This window comes from Luteimonas aestuarii, assembly GCF_004357985.1.
Classification (GTDB): domain Bacteria; phylum Pseudomonadota; class Gammaproteobacteria; order Xanthomonadales; family Xanthomonadaceae; genus Luteimonas; species Luteimonas aestuarii.
In genome coordinates this window covers 25724-43419 of the sequence record NZ_SMTF01000001.1, presented here as the reverse complement: position 1 = coordinate 43419, position 17696 = coordinate 25724, and the positions used below count along the sequence as shown (strand labels likewise).

General features: G+C 67.2%; 14 protein-coding genes and 3 tRNA genes. 12 read left to right on the top strand and 5 right to left on the bottom strand.

The window, feature by feature from the left end; translation table 11 throughout:
- Positions 1 to 17 precede the first annotated feature (17 nt).
- From E2F46_RS00205 to E2F46_RS00160, 10 genes are all read left to right on the top strand, one after another.
- Positions 18 to 776, top strand: coding sequence for a sulfurtransferase (locus E2F46_RS00205; RefSeq protein WP_133320180.1), 759 nt, complete (start codon positions 18 to 20; stop codon positions 774 to 776).
- Positions 773 to 1156, top strand: a complete 384-nt coding sequence (locus E2F46_RS00200; RefSeq protein ID WP_133320179.1) for a hypothetical protein — start codon at positions 773 to 775, stop codon at positions 1154 to 1156. The genes E2F46_RS00205 and E2F46_RS00200 overlap by 4 nt, the downstream gene beginning before the upstream one ends.
- A 435-nt stretch (positions 1157 to 1591) precedes the next feature.
- Positions 1592 to 2359 (top strand): 3-deoxy-manno-octulosonate cytidylyltransferase, encoded by a 768-nt coding sequence (kdsB, locus tag E2F46_RS00195; RefSeq protein WP_133320178.1) that lies wholly within the window; start codon positions 1592 to 1594, stop codon positions 2357 to 2359.
- Between the two features lie 4 nt (positions 2360 to 2363).
- Complete coding sequence (locus tag E2F46_RS00190) at positions 2364 to 2840, top strand: low molecular weight protein-tyrosine-phosphatase (protein ID WP_133320566.1); 477 nt, start codon at positions 2364 to 2366, stop codon at positions 2838 to 2840.
- Positions 2841 to 2857: 17 nt separating this feature from the next.
- Positions 2858 to 4282, top strand: coding sequence for a thioredoxin-like domain-containing protein (locus E2F46_RS00185; RefSeq protein WP_133320177.1), 1425 nt, complete (start codon positions 2858 to 2860; stop codon positions 4280 to 4282).
- A complete protein-coding gene (gene uvrC, locus E2F46_RS00180; RefSeq protein WP_133320176.1) occupies positions 4279 to 6174 on the top strand; it encodes an excinuclease ABC subunit UvrC in 1896 nt (631 codons plus the stop codon). The genes E2F46_RS00185 and uvrC overlap by 4 nt, the downstream gene beginning before the upstream one ends.
- Positions 6171 to 6809: a CDP-diacylglycerol--glycerol-3-phosphate 3-phosphatidyltransferase gene (gene pgsA, locus E2F46_RS00175; RefSeq protein WP_133320175.1), complete on the top strand. Its 639-nt coding sequence runs from the start codon at positions 6171 to 6173 to the stop codon at positions 6807 to 6809. Before uvrC ends, pgsA begins: the two co-directional genes overlap by 4 nt.
- Positions 6800 to 6875: transfer RNA gene (locus E2F46_RS00170), tRNA-Gly, on the top strand. The genes pgsA and E2F46_RS00170 overlap by 10 nt, the downstream gene beginning before the upstream one ends.
- Before the next feature lie 93 nt (positions 6876 to 6968).
- Positions 6969 to 7042 (top strand) — tRNA-Cys (locus tag E2F46_RS00165).
- Between the two features lie 30 nt (positions 7043 to 7072).
- Positions 7073 to 7159: transfer RNA gene (locus tag E2F46_RS00160), tRNA-Leu, on the top strand.
- Positions 7160 to 7220: 61 nt separating this feature from the next.
- Here E2F46_RS00160 and E2F46_RS00155 read toward each other — a convergent pair.
- The gene (locus E2F46_RS00155; RefSeq protein WP_165967295.1) at positions 7221 to 7589 is read right to left on the bottom strand and encodes a hypothetical protein; all 369 of its coding nucleotides are present in this window, start codon (positions 7587 to 7589) and stop codon (positions 7221 to 7223) included.
- A 231-nt stretch (positions 7590 to 7820) separates the two neighbouring features.
- Here E2F46_RS00155 and E2F46_RS00150 point away from each other — a divergent pair, with 231 nt between their 5' ends.
- Complete coding sequence (locus E2F46_RS00150) at positions 7821 to 9443, top strand: FMN-binding glutamate synthase family protein (protein WP_133320173.1); 1623 nt, start codon at positions 7821 to 7823, stop codon at positions 9441 to 9443.
- A 29-nt stretch (positions 9444 to 9472) separates the two neighbouring features.
- On the opposite strand, the gene E2F46_RS00145 is transcribed toward E2F46_RS00150, so the two are convergent.
- The 4 genes from E2F46_RS00145 to E2F46_RS00130 all read right to left on the bottom strand — a co-directional run bounded on the left by E2F46_RS00145 (position 9473) and on the right by E2F46_RS00130 (position 14171).
- A complete protein-coding gene (locus tag E2F46_RS00145; RefSeq protein WP_133320172.1) occupies positions 9473 to 10765 on the bottom strand; it encodes a dicarboxylate/amino acid:cation symporter in 1293 nt (430 codons plus the stop codon).
- 143 nt (positions 10766 to 10908) lie between these two features.
- Positions 10909 to 11751: a MurR/RpiR family transcriptional regulator gene (locus E2F46_RS00140; protein ID WP_133320171.1), complete on the bottom strand. Its 843-nt coding sequence runs from the start codon at positions 11749 to 11751 to the stop codon at positions 10909 to 10911.
- Between the two features lie 7 nt (positions 11752 to 11758).
- Positions 11759 to 12856 carry a dipeptide epimerase gene (locus E2F46_RS00135; RefSeq protein WP_133320170.1) on the bottom strand — a complete coding sequence of 366 codons (1098 nt, stop codon included), beginning with the start codon at positions 12854 to 12856 and terminating at the stop codon, positions 11759 to 11761.
- A gap of 34 nt (positions 12857 to 12890) precedes the next feature.
- Positions 12891 to 14171 carry a C40 family peptidase gene (locus E2F46_RS00130; RefSeq protein WP_243720244.1) on the bottom strand — a complete coding sequence of 427 codons (1281 nt, stop codon included), beginning with the start codon at positions 14169 to 14171 and terminating at the stop codon, positions 12891 to 12893.
- A gap of 457 nt (positions 14172 to 14628) precedes the next feature.
- On the opposite strand from E2F46_RS00130, the gene E2F46_RS00125 reads away from it, so the two are divergent.
- On the top strand, positions 14629 to 17472 hold the full coding sequence (locus E2F46_RS00125; protein ID WP_243720243.1) for a TonB-dependent receptor plug domain-containing protein: 2844 nt from the start codon (positions 14629 to 14631) through the stop codon (positions 17470 to 17472).
- The last annotated feature ends 224 nt before the right edge of the window (positions 17473 to 17696 follow it).

Below are 17696 nucleotides of genomic sequence, written 5' to 3'. Positions count from 1 at the left end.
CGGCCTACAATGCCGCGATGATCCGCAACGTCGCCGCCTACCATTTCGTCGCCATCGACGACCCCGCCGCGCTGGTCGCGGCGGTACGGGCGCGCGCCGAAGACGGGGCCTTGCGCGGCACGGTGCTGGTCGCGCCGGAGGGGATCAACCTGTTCCTCGCCGGGACGCCTGCCGCCATCGAGGGGTTCCTGGCGTGGCTGCGTGCGGATGCGCGTTTCGCCGCGCTGCAGGTGAAGTACAGCGACAGCGCCGCGCAACCGTTCGCGCGGCTGAAGGTGAAGTTGAAGCGCGAGATCATCAGTTTCCGTCGCGACGGTGCCGTGCCGCTGTCGCGCGAGCGGGCGCCCGCGGTGGCACCGCGGGACCTGGCGCGCTGGATCGCGCAGGGCGCCGACGACGCGGGCCGCCGGCTGGTGCTGCTGGACACGCGCAACCGCGAGGAATTCGCGCATGGCACCTTCGACGGCGCGCTGACGCTGCCGATCGACAATTTCACCGACCTGCCCGACGCACTGGAACCGCATCGCGGGGCCCTGGCCGATGCCACCGTGGTGAGTTTCTGCACCGGCGGCATCCGCTGCGAAAAGGCCGCGCTGTGGATGCGCGATACCGGCATGGACAACGTGCTGCAGCTCGAGGGCGGCATCCTTGGCTACTTCGAAGCCGTGGGTGGCGTGGGCTACGACGGCGACTGCTTCGTGTTCGACGAACGCGTTGCGCTGGACCCGGGGCTGCGTCCACGCGTGGATGGCATTGTCGAGGCATCGGCGGCGTGAGCTGGCTCGGGCTGGTCATGCTGGTCGTGGGCGCGTACCTGGCGTTCAAGCTGGTTGGCGCGTTGCTGAAGCTGCTGATGTTCGTGCTGGCGCTGGTGGGCGCCTACTGGTTCCTGGCGCCGCACCTTGGCTGGCCGACGGTGTCGGACCTGTTCTACGTGCTGGGTCCGGATTTCGGCGGCAAGCGCATCGAGGAACTGGCCGATCCCGCCGAGCTTGCGCGCCATGCGAAGCAGAAAGTCGTGGATGGCGTGGTGGACGGCGTCGTCGGCCACTTCCCCTCGCAGTCGCCGGTCCCGCTGGAGGACATGCCACAGCCGCTACCAGAAGCCGAGGCAACGACGCCGGTGCGTTCTGACGGGGGACTGCCGGCGAACTGAAATTTTCCCCATGCGCCGTGCAATTCGAGTTTCAGGGAACACAGGGTTGGCCCATCGAAATCCCGACGGTGGCCGGTCATGTTTTCGCGCACGGAAGCACGGGATGAATTCGCTCCCATGCGGGCGAAACCATCACCAGGAGGACACCGTCCCCGACGGAGTTGACGATTGGCGGGAAGTGCGTCGGATTCGCGACCCGCCATCCTCGCCGTGTCGGGAAACGCCGCACCTCCATGTGGGGGGCGGCGTGTCCGCGAACTGATGTCGAGATCCGCCAAAGAACCACCAGGCATCCATCGAACGGTTCCAGTGAGGCGCCCTGCACAGGTGATCGCCCCCGCCCTCGCCGCAACGCTTCCCCGGGAAAGGAGCGGATCGCTCACAGCGCGATCGACCGACACCAGAAGCATCGCGACATCCGTTTAGAATCCTCGAATGACAATCCCGGACTTCGTCGTCGCCATCCCCGCCCGCCATGACGCCATGCGCCTGCCGGGCAAGCCCCTGCGGCTGCTGGCGGGTGAGCCGCTGGTGCTGCATGTCGCGCGCCGCGCGCTCGCCGCGGGCGCGCGCGAGGTGTGGGTGGCGGCGGACGACGACCGCATCGCCAAGGCCCTCGAAGGCAATGGCGTGCGCGTGGCGATGACCGCGGCGTCGCACATCTCGGGCACCGATCGCCTGGCCGAGTGCGCGGGACTGGCGCGCTGGAGCGACGACACGCTGGTGGTCAACTTGCAGGGCGACGAGCCTTTCGCGCCCCCGGCCGGCATCCAGGCGGTCGCAGTGCTGCTGGCAGATACCGGCGCGGACATGGCAACCCTGGCAGACGACAGGATCGAAGCCGGGCAGCTGTTCGACCCCAACACCGTGAAGGTGGTCAGCGACGCCAACCGGAATGCGCTGTACTTCAGCCGTGCCCCGATCCCTTGGCATCGCGACGCCTTCGCCGCCGGCAATCGCGAACCGGCCGAAGGCGCATGCATGCGCCATATCGGCATCTATGCCTATCGCGTGGGTTTCCTGCGACGCTTCGCCGCCATGCCGCCTGGCCGGCTGGAGCGCCTGGAATCGCTGGAGCAATTGCGCGTGCTGGAGGCCGGCTGCCGCATCGCCGTGGCGATCACGCCGGAACCGTTCCCGCCCGGCGTGGACACACCCGAGGACCTGGCGCGCGCCGAGGCGAGGATGGCGGCGCGTGGCTGAGCCGGTGCGCCTGCTGGTGGTCTGCCTGGGCAACATCTGCCGCTCGCCGATGGCCGAAGGCGCGCTGCGCTTCCGGCTGCAGCAGGCGGGGCTGGGCGACCGGGTGCAGGTGGACTCGGCAGGCACCGGCGACTGGCATGTCGATGAGCCGCCGGATCGCCGGGCCATCGCCACCGCGGCGAGCCACGGCGTGGACATCTCGACCTTGCGCGGTCGCCAGCTGCATGTGGATGACTTCCAGCGGTTCGACTGGCTGCTCTGCGCGGACCGCACCAACCTTCGCGAGGTGCGCGCGCGGGCGCCGCGGGATGCCCGCGCGGAGATCGTCCTGTTGCGGGAGTGGGCAGGCGAGGGCACGGGCGCGGAAATCGCCGATCCCTACACCGGCGGCCAGAGCCACTTCGACACGGTCTGGGCGCAGGTGGACGCCGCGGCGCGGCACGCAGCCGCCCGTTTCTCGCGGCAACGCCGGCCCGGATGACGCATAATCCGGCGACGATGGATGCCGCGATCGCCCCAGAGTTTCCGCCGAACCTCGAGTGGATCAACCTGCTCGCGCCGCTGCGCATGGCGCAACTGCGCGGCAAGGTCTGCGCGCTGGCCTTCGTCAACGCGGGCTCGGCCTGGTCGCAGCAACGGCTGAACGACCTGGCGCACCTGCGTGCGCGCCATGGCGACCGGCTTCACGTGGTGGCGGTGCACGTGCCACGCTTCGAGCACGAGCGCGATGCGCGTCGCGTGGGCAGGCGCCTGGGGCGGCAGAAGTACGAATTCCCGATTGCCCACGATCCCGACTGGACCTTGTGGCAGCACTATGGCATCGAGGCTTGGCCGACGGTGGTGCTGCTGGATGGCGAAGGCCGCATCCGCGAGCGCATCGTCGGCGATGGCCCGATCCGCGAGCTGGATGCGCGGGTGTCGAAACTGGGCGAGGAGCTCGTCCCGCGTTCGCTCAATCCCGATCCGATCGAGATGCGCCGGGGCGGCGAGCCGCATCTGCCGCTGCGGTTCCCGACCGGCATCGCCACGCTGGGCAACTATCTCTACGTGGTCGACAGTGGCCACCATCGCGTCCTCGAGTGCGACCAGGGGGGGCGCGTGCTCCGCCAGTTCGGCAGTGGCGGCCCGGGCTTCATCGATGGCCCGATGGAACTGTCCGCCTTCAATCGGCCGCAGGGCATCTGCGTGCAGCGCGACATGCTGTACGTGGCCGATGCCGGCAACCACGCGGTCCGCCGCATCGTACTGCGCAGTGGCGACGTGGAAACCGTCTGTGGCGCCGGCCGTGCCGGCACGCCGATCAAGGGTGCCGTGGGCGATCCACGCCTGGTGGCACTGGACCAGCCGCGTGCCGTGGCGTTGGTGGGCGGCAAGATGTTCATTGCCACCGCCGGCGACAACCGCCTGTGGAGCTTCGACCTGGGCAAGCCGGAGATCAAGCTGGTGGCCGGCTCCGGTGCGATGGGCGTGACCGATGGCAGCGGCCCTGCGGCGGCGTTCGCCGAGCCGACGTCGCTGGCGGCGGTGCAACAGGTGATCTACGTCTGCGATGCCGCCGGTTCCGCGATCCGTAGCGTCAACGCCCGCAGCGGACAGGTGCAAACCCTGGTCGGGCAGGATGCATGGAACTTCGGCAACGCCGACGGCGCGCGCACCGAGGCGCGCCTGCAGCAGCCGCAGGCGATCGCCCTGGCACCCGACGCGCCGGTGCTGTGGATCGCCGACAGTGGCAACGACGCGTTGCGTTCACTGCGCCTGGGCGGCGGTGAACTGACCACCTTCGAACTGCCGCAGCGCCTGCATGCACCCGGCGGACTGGCCGTGGCCGATGGCGTGGTCTGGATCGCCGATACCGATGCCCACGCCGTGCTGCGGCTCGATACCAAATCCGGCGCGGTCCGACACGTCCCGATAGGCGAATGACGGCAGGGTCTGGCGCTTCCGGCGGAAAGCCTGCGCGGCGCGGTGCAACGGGGTTCGACGGCAAGGCCTTCGTCCGCGGCCTGAGCACCGCCCCGGGCGTCTATCGCATGCTCGCCGCCGATGGCGCGGTGCTGTATGTCGGCAAGGCGGGCGCGCTGAAGAAGCGCGTGGCCAGTTACTTCAGCGCAGCGCCGAAGGCACCGCGCACCGTGGCGATGCTGGCGCAGGTGGCGGCGATGGAGGTCACGGTCACCCGCACCGAGGCCGAGGCGTTGCTGCTGGAGAACCAGCTGATCAAATCGCTGCGGCCGCGTTACAACGTGTTGCTGCGCGACGACAAAAGTTATCCCTACGTGCTGCTGACGCAGGAACCGTGGCCACGCATTTCGGTGCACCGCGGCCCTCGCAACGTGCCGGGGCGCTATTTCGGCCCGTACACCAGCGTTGGCGCGGTGCGCGAAACGCTGAACATGATGCAGAAGCTGTTCAAGCTGCGCACCTGCGAGGACAGCGTGTTCCGCAACCGCTCGCGGCCCTGCCTGCAGCACCAGATCGGCCGCTGCACCGCGCCCTGCGTCGGCCTGGTGTCGGCACGCGACTACGCCGAGTCCGTGCGCCGCGTGTCGCTCTTCCTCGAAGGTCGCAGCGACGACCTGAGCCGCGAACTGGCCGCGGCGATGGAAGCGGCCAGCGAACGGCTGGATTTCGAGGAGGCGGCACGCCTGCGCGACCTGGTCGCCGGCATTCGCACGCTGCAGGCGCGTCAGTACGTCGATGGCAATGCCGCCGAACTCGACGTGCTGGCCTGCGTGATGCAGGGCGCGCACGCCTGCGTGCTGCTGCTGGCATTCCGCGACGGGCGCAGCCTCGGCACGCGGGCGTTCTTTCCGAAGACCAACGGCAGCACCGATGCCGCCGAAGTGCTGGCCGCGTTCGTCTCGCAGTACTACGCCGAGCAGGCGCCACCGCGAGAGATCGTCCTCGATCGCACGATCGAGGACCTTGAACTGCTGCAGGACGCATTCACCTTGTCGGCAGGGCGCAAGGTGCTGCTGAAGGCGAATGTGCGCGGCGACCGTGCGCGCTACGTTGAACTGGCGCAGCGCAATGCCGAGCTGGCGCTGTCCAGCGAACTCGGCAGCCAGGCGACCCAGCAGGCGCGGATGGAGTCGCTGCGCACGCTGCTGGACCTGGACGAGGTGCCGCAACGCATCGAGTGTTTCGACATCAGCCACACCATGGGCGAGGCGACGGTGGCCTCGTGCGTGGTGTTTGGTCCCGAGGGCGCGGTGCGCGGCCAGTATCGCCGCTACAACATCGCCGGCATCGAGCCCGGCGATGACTATGCGGCGATGCACCAGGCACTGGAACGCCGCTTCCGGCGCGCGGTGGACGAGGGTGGGGTGTTGCCGGACGTATTGCTGATCGACGGTGGCAAGGGCCAGGTGGCGCAGGCGCGCGGGGTGCTGGCCGACCTGGGGATCGGCGGCGTGATGCTGGTGGGCGTGGCCAAGGGGCCGGAACGTCGCGCCGGGCACGAGGCGCTGCTGCTGCCGGACGGGCGTGAACTGCGCCCCGGTCCGGACTCGCCCGGCCTGCAGTTGATCCAGCAGGTGCGCGATGAAGCGCACCGGTTCGCGATCACCGGGCATCGCGGTCGTCGCCAGAAGGCGCGCACCTCCAGCCGTCTGGAAGACATCCCCGGCATCGGTCCGCGCAGACGCGCCAGCCTGCTGAAGCATTTCGGTGGACTGCCCGGGCTGAAGGCGGCGGGCGAAGAGCAGATCGCGCAGGTCGAGGGCGTCAACGCGGCACTGGCGAAACGGATTTATGCGACCCTGCACGGGTTGCAGGCACCCGTAACGGGTGCACAGGATCCAAACGACGCATGAGATTGACCATCCCCACGTGGCTGACCCTGCTGCGGATCATGATGATCCCGGTGCTGGTCGTCGTGTTCTACCTGCCGTTCGCGTGGACCAACTTCGCCGCGGCGCTGGTGTTCGCGCTGGCGTCGATCACCGACTGGCTGGACGGCTGGATCGCGCGCAAGTACCACCAGTACTCGGCGTTCGGTGCCTTCCTCGACCCCGTGGCCGACAAGCTGATGGTGGCTGTGGCACTGTTCCTGATCGTGCAGGGCCATCCCACGCCGTGGATGGCGTTCTGGGCGGCGGTGATCGTGGGCCGCGAGATCGCGGTATCGGCGCTGCGTGAATGGATGGCGGAGCTGGGCCAGCGTGCGACGGTGAAGGTGGCTTCGATCGGCAAGATCAAGACCATCGCGCAGATGGTCGCGCTGCTGTGCCTGCTGTATTCCGTGACCCCCGATCCACGACCGGCACCGTGGCTCGGCCGCGAAATCTTCATCCTCGGCGACTGGCTGCTGGCGGCGGCAGCAGTGCTGACGCTGTGGTCAGGGCTGGCCTACCTGCGGGCGGCGTGGCCGGTCCTGACCGCAGGCGAGAAGGCAAGTGTTGACACGCCCGGGGCGGACGGTAAAATGCGCGGCTCGATGCGGGAATAGCTCAGTTGGTAGAGCGCAACCTTGCCAAGGTTGAGGTCGAGGGTTCGAGCCCCTTTTCCCGCTCCAGGTTCCATGCAGGCCCCGGCACCGCCGGGGCTTTGCTTATGTGGTTTTGTACCTGCAACGCCAACGTGTATCGTTGCCGCTGCGGCAGTCACCGGCCTGGTGGCAGAGTGGTCATGCAGCGGACTGCAAATCCGCGTACGCCGGTTCGATTCCGACCCAGGCCTCCATCCTCGTGATGGCAGATGGCACCGCGGCTTGCCCGGGTGGCGAAACTGGTAGACGCAGCGGACTTAAAATCCGCCAGCCGCGAGGTTATGCCGGTTCGAGTCCGGCCCCGGGCACCACGCCTCGCGAAATCGGCCCGTCGCACGCACCCCTCTGGTGGCCCGCGCCGTGTCGGCGCGGCTAGCGCCTGTCCGCCGGGGCGTGCGCAACGACTTGCACCTCGCCCGGGTCGGGCCTGCCTTGCCGCGCGACTTCACCACGGCAGGCCGTCTTGCCTGTTTCCACGCCGTCTGCATAGCCGCGTGTGTACGCCGCATTCGACCAGCGGCGGGATTCGGCCGGCGCGCGCAGGACGCATTTTTCGGCATAGCCCGAGGCGAACCCGTCGCTGAAGCCGGCACCGGAGGCATCCGCGGTGCGATCGCAGCCGCTGGTCGCGACGGATGCCACCAAGGCTGCTGCAAGTGCAGCGGATTTCCGTCCTGACCGCCCCATGGTTTCCCCAAGAAAATGGCAATGGCAAGGGAGTGCACGCAGGTTCCATGCCATTGCCGGCCCTGCCGGCCCTGCCGGGTTGCGCGGGCCCGCAGGCAGTTTGGGCGCGGGCGTACCGACGTGGATGGGCACACAGGTCGGGAACTGACGCGATGCGGCGCTCGTCGGCAGCCTGAAACGGCCATGACGGGGCGGTGACTACAATGCGGGTCACAGTGCCGCACGTGCCCAGCCCGGCCCAGGGAGGGCGGCGATGCCGGGCACGCTTGTATTTCAGGGAGAGGAATGAGCCGTTACCTGTTGTTTGCTGCATGCGTGGCGGGGCTGCTTCTGTCGCTGGGTTTGGCGCTGCATTCGACCGTGTGGATATGGCCCGCGCTGCTGTTCGGCGTGTTGACGGCGGTCGGCCTCGGCGACCTGCTCCAGCGCAAGGCCACCCTGCGGCGCAACTATCCGCTGCTGGCGCATTTCCGCTATGGCTTCGAGGCGATCCGTCCGGAGATCCGGCAGTATTTCATCGAGGACGACCTGGCCGAAGTGCCGTTCTCGCGCGAGCAGCGCGCCCTGGTGTACCAGCGTTCGAAAGGCGTGATGGACGTGGTGCCGTTCGGCAGCGCGCATGATCCGTATGGCGTGGACTATGAGTGGATCAACCATTCGATGGTGCCGCGCCATGCCGAGTCGCACGACTTCCGCGTGGCCATCGGCGGCACTGCCGCGACGCGCTACCAGGCCAGCGTACTGAACATCTCCGCGATGAGCTTCGGGTCGCTGTCGGCGAATGCGATCCGTGCACTCAACGCAGGCGCGCGGCGTGGCGGGTTCTTCCACGACACCGGCGAAGGCTCGATTTCCAGCTATCACCGCGAGCATGGCGGCGACCTGGTCTGGGAGATCGGCTCGGGCTACTTTGGCTGCCGCGACGACAGCGGCCGTTTCGATGCGACGCGCTTCAAGGACAATGCCTGCGATCCGCAGGTGAAGATGATCGAACTCAAACTGTCGCAAGGCGCCAAGCCCGGCAAGGGCGGCATGCTGCCCGCAGCGAAGGTCACGGAGGAAATCGCCAAGGCGCGCGGGATCCCCGTGGGCAAGGATTGCCTGTCGCCCGCCGCGCATCCGGAGTTCTCGACGCCGCTGGGCATGCTGGAATTCATGGCGCGCCTGCGCGAGCTGTCGGGCGGCAAGCCCACCGGCTTCAAGCTGGCGGTCGGTCACCCCTGGGAGTGGTTCGGCGTGGCCAAGGCGATGCAGGAATCGGGGATCGTGCCGGACTTCATCGTCGTCGACGGTGCGGAGGGCGGCACCGGCGCCGCACCCGCCGAGTTCATCAACCATGTCGGCCTGCCGATGCACGAGGCGCTGATGCTGGTGCACAACACCCTGGTGGGGCTGGACCTTCGCGACCGCGTGCGGATTGGTGCGGCGGGCAAGGTCACCGGGGCGTTCGAGGTGGCGCGCACGCTGGCGATGGGTGCGGACTGGTGCAATGCCGCGCGCGCCTTCATGTTCGCGCTGGGTTGCATCCAGTCGCGCACCTGCCACAACGACCACTGCCCGACCGGCGTGGCCACGCAGGACCCGAAGCGCTGGCGCGCGCTGGACGTCGAGGACAAGGCGACGCGCGTGTTCAACTACCACCAGAACACCCTGCGGGCGCTGCGCGACCTGTTGGGGGCGGCGGGGCTGGAGCATCCCTCGCAGATCGGCCCCGAACACATCCTGCGCCGGGTATCGCCGACCGAGGTGCGCTCGCTCGCCTCGCTGTACCGCTTCGTCAAGCCGGGGGAACTGCTCGACCATATCCCCGAGCACCGCGTGTTCCAGCAGTTCTGGGCACAATCGCGCAGCGACAGCTTCCACGCACCGGTGCGCGTGGCGGCGATGCGGGAAGCGAAGCGCCACTAGGCAGCCCTGCGACCGCCCCGTCGACGCGTTCAGCCGTCGTGCGCGGCGCCTGCTTCTCCATCCGTGTGGCCGGGACTTCGTCGCGCGACGATCGCGGTGGCCGCCATGTCGGCCGAGGTGTTGGCCACGGTGGCGAAGACGTCGGGGATGGTGTCGACCACCAGCAGCAGCGCGAGCGGTTCGACCGGCAGGCCCATGGCCTGCGTGACCGGCGTGTTGTTGGTCATGAAGCTGACCTGGCCGGGCAACCCCACCGAGCCCATGCTGATGACGATGCTGATGCCCACGGCAATCGCCAGCTGGCCGGCAGTCAATTCGATACCCATCATCCATGCGATGAAGCAGGCGACCACGATGTACTGCGGCGGGCTGGCGATGCGGAACAGCGAGACCGCCATCGGCAGGGTCAACGAGGTGACGGCGAGCGGATACCCCAGCCGCGTTCGCGCGCTGTCGATCATCACCGGCAGCGAGGCGACCGAGGACTGCGTGCTGGCGGCGATGGCCTGCACCGGCACCAGTGCGGAGGCGAAGCGCCGCAGCCCTTCACCGGCAGCCACCACCGCCACGCCATACAGAAGCACGGTGATGGTGATGTAGAGCGCCGACTGCGTTGCCACGTAGTAGAGCAGGGCTTGCAGCATGTCCAGGCCGACCCTGGCGCTGACCGCAAGCACGAGTGCGAACACGCCCAGCGGTGCGATCCACAACACCCAGCGCACGATCACCAGCATGGTGTCGCCGATGCTGCGGATGAAGCCCAGCATGCGTGCACGGGGCTCGACCTCAAGCCGCGTCAACGCGAAGCCGAAGAACATCGCGAACACCACCAGCGGCAGCATCGAGCCGGCCGCGGCCGCGGCGATGGCATTGCTGGGTATCAGGCTGGAAATCCACAGCCCGAAATCGGTGCTTGCCGTCGTTTCGGGCACGGCCATTGCCGCGCTGAAGGATTCCGTCAGCGCCTCGTTGCGCGGCAGGGACGACAGCAGGGCCGGCGTGGCGATGGCCGCGAACGCACCCGCGACCGCCAGCAGGACCACGAACACCAGGATCGACATCCGCGCCGTGCGGCCCGAAGCCGCCGCATCGCTGGCGGAGTTGATACCGACCACGATCAGCGCCGCCACCAACGGCACCACCGTCATTTGCAGTGCGTTCAACCACAGGCGCCCGATGGGTTGCACGGCATCGGCCACACGGATGCCGGTCTCCGGGGCTGCATAGTTCAACCAGATGCCGATGGTGGCGCCGAGCACCAGCGCCAGCAGCACCCGGGCCGGTGCGGTGTTGAGGAAGTGCCTGCGTGCGGGTTCGGTCATCGGCCTGCCGGGTCGTGGATGGAGATGGATGGGGTGGAGAGTGCCACGGATGTGCGGGCAGCGACCGTCGCGCACGGGCCAGGGGACGTATCGTGCCAGCTGCGGCGACGGGTGGACCGGAGGATGGCGGCTATCCTGGCTCGTCAACCGTCGAGCAGGTGCCGGACCTGCTGGTGGTTGTCGTCGAGCTGCTTGCGCCGGTCCTCGTCTTCGCAGACCAGCAGGAATACCTGGTCCAGCAGGTGCTGCAGCGCGGACTGGTAGAGCAGCGGCACGACGTGCGCGCGCTCGTCGTGCGCGGAGACCAGCAACTGTTCGTCGGCGTGCGCCCGCAGCGGATTGGCCGTGTGCCGGGTGACTGTCACCACGCGGCCACCGCGCTCGCGGAACAGACGCGCCAACTGGCAGAACGAAGCCTGTTGGCCATGTTCCGAGAACAGGATCAGCACGTCGCTCGGGCTGGAGGTGGAGACCTCGGCCGGCACCAGAACCGGATCGAAGTGGTGGATGGCCAGGATACCCAGCAGCGACAGCCGGATCGCGAAACCGCGTGCGGCGATGCTGTCGGGGCCGATGCCGACCAGGAACACCTTGTCGGCATTGCGCAACAGCAGCGAGATGCCCTCCAAGCGGTCGCCGGGATTGATCAGCCGGGTTTCCTCTTCCGCATTGGCTTTGGCGTTCCAGAGGTCGATGGCCAGCGAGGCATGGTCGTCGTCGCCGTCGCCTCTTGCGGCATGGCCGTTCTCGTCGCCGTTGCGTGCGATCGCTTCGCCAACCGAGTACTTCAGGTCCGGATAGCCCTTGAAGCCGAGCTTCTGGCTGAACTTCACCACGCTGGACTGGCTGATCCCCAATGCATTGGCCAGCTGCTGGGAGGAGTAGTCGCGCAGCAGGTGGGCGTTGTCGAGGATGAAATCGGCGATGCGTCGCTCGATCGCCGACATGCGGTCGCGTTCCGAGCGGATCTTGAGCAACGACGACATGGCGGCGTCAGCGCACGATGGGTTGGTAGCCGCGGATGGCGCGGATGCCGAGGCCCGGGGCATCGCCGATGGTGATCTCGGATTCGCTGAAGGTCACGCCGCCATCGACCGGATCGTAGGCGCATAACGAAGGACCGTCCAGGTCGACCTTGGTGATGACGTCGGACTTCGCGACCGCCAGGTGCACGGCGGCGGCGACGCTGATGCTGGTCTCGATCATGCAGCCGATCATGCATTCAACGCCGTACAGGGCCGAGATGTCGGCGATGCGGATCGCATTGGAGATGCCGCCGGTTTTCATCAGTTTGATGTTGATGATGTCGGCGGCGTGCTGCTTGATCAGTTCGATCACCTCCAGCGGGCCGAACACGCTTTCGTCGGCCATCACCGGCGTATGCACGCGGTCGGTGACGTACTTCAGCCCGGCGATGTCCTGCGCGCGCACCGGCTGCTCCAGCAGCTCCAGGTGCACGCCGGCGTCCTCCAGGGCATGCATCGCGAAGACCGCCTGCTTCGCGGTCCAGCCCTGGTTGGCGTCCAGGCGGAGCAGGGCGCGGCCCTCGACGGCGGCATGGATCGCCTTGACCCGTTCGATGTCCACGCCGATGTCCTTGCCGACCTTGATCTTCAGCGATTCGAAGCCGCGTTCCACCGCCGAGATCGAATCGGCCACCATCTTGTCGATGTAATCCACGCTGATGGTGATGTCGGTGGTGACCACCGGGTCGCCGCCACCGAGCATCCGGTACAGGGGCGCCTCGTACAGCTGCCCCCACAGGTCGTAGACCGCGATCTCCACCGCCGCCTTGGCGCTGGTGTTGCGCTCCAGCGATGTCTGGATCAGCCGGGTGATGTGGTTGAGGTTGGCGATGTCCTGCCCGACCAGCCGCGGCGCAATCACGCGGTCGATGGCCTCGATGATCGAACCGTGGGTATCGCCGGTGATCACCGCGGTGGCCGCGGCCTCGCCGTAGCCGACGTGGCCGGTATCGGTATGGATGGCGACGACGATGTCCTCCACCGCCTCGACGGTGCGCAGCGCGGTCTTGAACGGCGTCTTCAGCGGTACGCGCAGCATGCCCAGCCGGATTTCGGTGATCTTCATCGTGCCTTCCTTGCGTGCGGGAGCCGGCGCGGCATCATGGCCGGATCCGCTGGATGTTGGTGATGCGTTCGATGGTGGTGCGATGCTCGTCCGACATCATCGGCAGCAGGGGCGTGACCACTACGCCCTGCAGCGTCAGCCGGCGCAGGCTGCCGTCGGCCTGCTGGTACGACATGCCCGCGGTGTCGTGGATCACGTACGGGTTGCCGTCCTCGTGGCCGATGACCATCATTACGTGCCCGGGGATGTAGATCAGGTCGCCGATCTCGGTCTTGCGCACCAGTTCGAGGCGGTCGTCGTAGGACATGCCCGGATCCACTTCGATGCGGTTGAGCGCGGGACTGACCGACTGGTCGCGTGTATTGCGCGGCATCAGCACGCCGAAGCTGCGGTACACCTCCGACACGAAACCACTGCAATCGCGCGCATTGAACGAGTGGCCCCAGCCGTAGCGCTCGCCCAGGAACTTGAAGGCCTGCCGCAGCAGGTTGGCGCGCGTCATCTCCAGGTAGCCGGTTGCGACATCCGCGGATAGCGGGATCAGTGCCGGCGCAAAGGACAGCGTGCCGTCGTCGTTGCGCACCGGCAGGTCGACCGCATGGCCGAAATAGGGATGCTGGCCATTGACCAGCCCGTCTTCCGGCAGCGCCTGCACCAGCGGCAGGCGTACGCCCATGTCCAGCTGCACTTCCGACACGCGTGGCTCCTGCCGCGCATGCACGGTGCGTACGGTGGCCCCGGTCACGACTACGTAGGGTGCGCGGCGCAGATGCGCGAAGATCTCCTCCTTCTCGCCGAATGCGACCGCATCCTTGTCGATCCACGCGGCGTACGTCTGGCTGACCACGAACAGCCATTCGCGGTCACGGCTTTCATGCACCACGGCGACCGGCGTGCCCGGGAACAGGGCGCTTTCCTGGAAGCGGTCGAGGTTGCGATCGTCGGGGGTGTTGTAGACGCGCAGGTCAGTGGGGAACGTACGCAGGCTGGCCCGGCGGACCACCATGCCGTAGCGGGTCACCTGGGTCTGCGGAATGCGATTCAGGTCCAGCGCATTGACCAGGCGGTCAATGGCGCGACTGCTGCCTTCGTTACCGGTTTCGTCGTAAAGCGCGCGCGTGGGCCGAACCGAGACCGATTCGATCCACGCCTGCACCTGCTCGCGTTCAAGGGTGACAGGCAGCGATTCGATGTCGTGCAGCGACGGCTCGATGGTCTCCATCGCCAGGTTCTGGGTGGCGATGGCGGCAGGCGTCATCACCACGCGGTCCGGCTGGCGCGCCTTGGCGATCCAGTACGCGGGGGCGAGATGCACGTCGCGGACACCGATCACGGGCTCTACGACGGATGCGGATTGTGCCGGTGCCGGCTCCGGCGCTGCCAGCGCAGGCAGGCAGAAAACCCAAAGCGCGGCGGCCAAGGCCACCGGCGGCCCGATCGACGCGCGACGCTTGCGGGCTGCGGCTTCACCGGTCGGCGACGATGGCCCGGACGTGGCGGGGCCGGGGGGAATCGCGGGCACAGTCACGGGTGTCTTACCCCCAGGAATAAATCGATATCGGCGCAGATTACTGGAGAATAAAAAATTGACAAGGGTGTGACGATCATGTTAAGCAGACGGAAACCGGAAGAGGCGCGGGAGCCGTCGGCGGGAGGCCGGTGGTGCGGGGGACTCGCCACTGCCGGATGCCCAACCACAACACATCATCTACGCGGGGATTCGCATGTCAGCAGTACGCCACGTCTCGGGAACCAGGGCCCTGGGTTCGACCTTGTCCGCAGCCATCCTGTTGGCCCTTGCTGGTACAGCCACTGCTCAGGACGGCACTGCCCAAGCGGGCGAAGCGCGTGCCCTGGACCGGGTGCAAGTCACGGGCTCGCGCATCAAGCGCACCGATGTGGAGGCTGCGCTGCCCGTCACGGTGATCCAGAAGGCGGACATTGAGGCGCAGGGCATCTCGTCGGCCGAACAACTGATGCAGTACCTCAATATTGCCGGCAACGGGTCGGACAATCTCGCGGCGAATGCGGGCATCGCGCCCCCGGACCTGCGTGGCAACAACGGCGTATCCGGCGCCAACCTGCGCGGGCAGGGTGCGGACGCGACGCTGGTGCTGCTCAATGGTCGCCGCGTGGCCACGCATGGCTTGCGTGGACAGGCCGTCGACCTGAACTCCATCCCGTTCGCCGCGATCGACCGCGTGGAAGTGCTGCGCGATGGTGCCTCGGCTGTGTACGGCACCGATGCCATCGGTGGCGTCATCAACTTCATCACCCGCACCGACTATTCGGGCATGCAGGTCAATGCCTTCGTCGACCTGCCTGAGGCAGGTGGCGGCAACATCTACAGCACCAACATCCTGCTGGGTGCCGGCGATCTGGATGCCGACCGCTGGAATGTCTTCGCGACGGTCGGTCTGAAGAAGAACGACATCCTGCGCGGCAACTCGCGTGATTTTTCCAACACGTTCCAGCCCGATCGTGGCCTCTCCCCTGATACGCGCGGGACGCCGTTCGCGACGCTCTTCAATTTCGCAGGCGGCATGACGCCGACGACATTGACCGCGCCGGGCGGCGGGGTGGTCAATGGCGTGAACACCCTGAACCTGCCGGGCGCTGCAGGATGCGAGGCGGGCGGGGACATGATGGGGCCCTATGATTTCCGCCTGTGGGCGACGACTGCGACCAACGTCGCCTCACGGTTCGGCTGCGCATGGGATTACCCGGCGGCAGCGGTCATGCAGCAACCGCAGGAGAGCGTGCAGTTCCTGGGTCGCGCCACGTTCAAGATCAGCGACAACCACCAGGCCTACGTGGAGGCGATGGGGTCCGAGGTGGATGTCAACCGGATCTTCGAGCCCAATCAGATTTCGTCGAGCGGCGTAGCGACTGCCGCGTTCAATCCCACGACGTGGTACCCGTTGAACGAAACGACGCGGGCAACGTACGACTCCATCTACAACGCGATGGCCGCCTATTTCGGTGCGGAGCAACTCAACTACGGCGCACCCATCGCCTATCGCTGGCGCTGCATGGCTTGCGGCCCGCGCGAAGTGCAGACCAACACCAAGGCTTACCGCGTGATGTTCGGGTTGGACGGCACCGTCGGCAACTGGGACTACACCATGGGCCTGTCGCGCGCCGCCAGCGAGTCCACATCGCGCCTGGGCACCGGCTATCACTACACGGCAGGGCTGCAGCAGGCCCTGGGCTCCGGCTTGCTCAATCCCTTCCTCATGCCGGGGCAGGAGCAGAGCCCGGCGGCAATGGCTGCGCTGGAAGCCGCATCTGCGGCGGGGGTCGTGCTGTACGGCGGTCGCTCCATCGTCACTGGATTCGACGCGGCTGCATCCACCAGTATCGGCCGACTCGGCGGTGGCGACATGCAGGTCGCGTTCGGCGTGGACGTGCGCCGCGAAGAGTTCGAGTTCAACGGCGACCGTCGTGCCGCGGCCGAGCGCCCGGCGATCTTCAATGCGCCGTTCGACGATGCCAATGCGCTGCCGTCGGTGAGTCGCAATGTCAAGGCCGTGTTTACCGAGCTGTACATGCCGGTCCTCGACAGCCTGGAGTTCACGATCGCCGCACGCTACGACGAGTACGATGGATTCGGCGGCACCGCGAACCCCAAGGTGGCATTCAAATGGCAGCCGTTCGATGCGCTGGCGTTCCGTGGTGCGTACAGCACCGGATTCAAGGCGCCCGAGTTCAGTAAGTTGTTCAGCGGAATCACCGCAACTCCCTACACAGGCCTGGACCTGGCGGATCCCGGCCGCTGCCCCGGCGGCGTGGTCGACGACACGCGTCCGGAGTGCGTCCAGATCCGCCCGGACATCATCACCGGTGGCAAGCCCGACCTCGCACCCGAGGAATCGCGCCAGAAGAGCCTGGGCGTGGTGATCGCGCCCGTCGATTGGTTCAATATGAGCCTGGACTGGTGGGAGATCGAGCGCATCGACACCATCCGCACGGGTCCGGACGTGGACACGCTGCGCAACAACTACGACCTGTTCATCGACAACTGGATCCGCAACGCGGCGGGCGACGTGATCGGGCTGGATCGGCGCTTCGTGAATTCAGGCGGCACGTTGATGAGCGGCGTCGAGGTGGACGTCAATTTCCGCGGCCAGCTGGCTGGCGGCAACTGGCGCCTGCACCTCAATGGCAGCTACCTGGACAACTACCAGGACAAGCTGCTCGAGTTCCTGCCTTACTCGGACAATCGTGTCGGTGAGTACATCCGCTACTTCAGCCTGCCGTTGCGCTGGAAGCATACGCTGGGCTTCTCCTGGGCGAAGGAAGACTGGTCGCATTCGATCACGCAGATCTACCGCCACGGCTACAAGGACGAAGTGCCGACGAGCGTCGCGGCGGGGCACTACATCCCGTCCGACTGGAACCCGGATGTCGACCGCTACATCACCTACAACTACAGCGTCAGCTATACGGGCATCGACAAGATGAAGTTGACGCTGGGCGTGAAGAACCTGCTCGATCGCGATCCGCCGTTCACCGCGCACAAGAACGACTGGGCGAGCGGCGCGGCATGGGAGCCGCGCATCGCCGATCCGCGTGGTCGTGCCTACAGCCTGTTGGTGCAGTACGACTTCTGGTGATGTTCGATCGCGCGCATCGCCACCCGGACGGACGGCAGGCCATGCCTGCCAAGCCACCGGCGTGGCGATTCGGCACAGGCGAGCCGACAATGTCTGGCTCGAACGTACCGCGGGATCCGCATGGCGGACGAGTCCCGCGGGGCACGACGGGATAAAGGTCTTGCCCTGCGATGCCCCATGGGGCATCGCAGGGGTGGCCGTTTCGCTTCAGTCAGTCCAGCCGG

Coding starts and splice junctions, on each gene's coding strand:
- E2F46_RS00205 (WP_133320180.1), top strand. CDS start 18: ATGATCCGCAACGTCGCCGCCTACCATTTCGTCGCCATCGACGACCCC.
- kdsB (WP_133320178.1), top strand. CDS start 1,592: ATGACAATCCCGGACTTCGTCGTCGCCATCCCCGCCCGCCATGACGCC.
- E2F46_RS00185 (WP_133320177.1), top strand. CDS start 2,858: ATGGATGCCGCGATCGCCCCAGAGTTTCCGCCGAACCTCGAGTGGATC.
- uvrC (WP_133320176.1), top strand. CDS start 4,279: ATGACGGCAGGGTCTGGCGCTTCCGGCGGAAAGCCTGCGCGGCGCGGT.
- pgsA (WP_133320175.1), top strand. CDS start 6,171: ATGAGATTGACCATCCCCACGTGGCTGACCCTGCTGCGGATCATGATG.
- E2F46_RS00155 (WP_165967295.1), bottom strand. CDS start 7,589: ATGGCATGGAACCTGCGTGCACTCCCTTGCCATTGCCATTTTCTTGGG.
- E2F46_RS00150 (WP_133320173.1), top strand. CDS start 7,821: ATGAGCCGTTACCTGTTGTTTGCTGCATGCGTGGCGGGGCTGCTTCTG.
- E2F46_RS00145 (WP_133320172.1), bottom strand. CDS start 10,765: ATGACCGAACCCGCACGCAGGCACTTCCTCAACACCGCACCGGCCCGG.
- E2F46_RS00140 (WP_133320171.1), bottom strand. CDS start 11,751: ATGTCGTCGTTGCTCAAGATCCGCTCGGAACGCGACCGCATGTCGGCG.
- E2F46_RS00135 (WP_133320170.1), bottom strand. CDS start 12,856: ATGAAGATCACCGAAATCCGGCTGGGCATGCTGCGCGTACCGCTGAAG.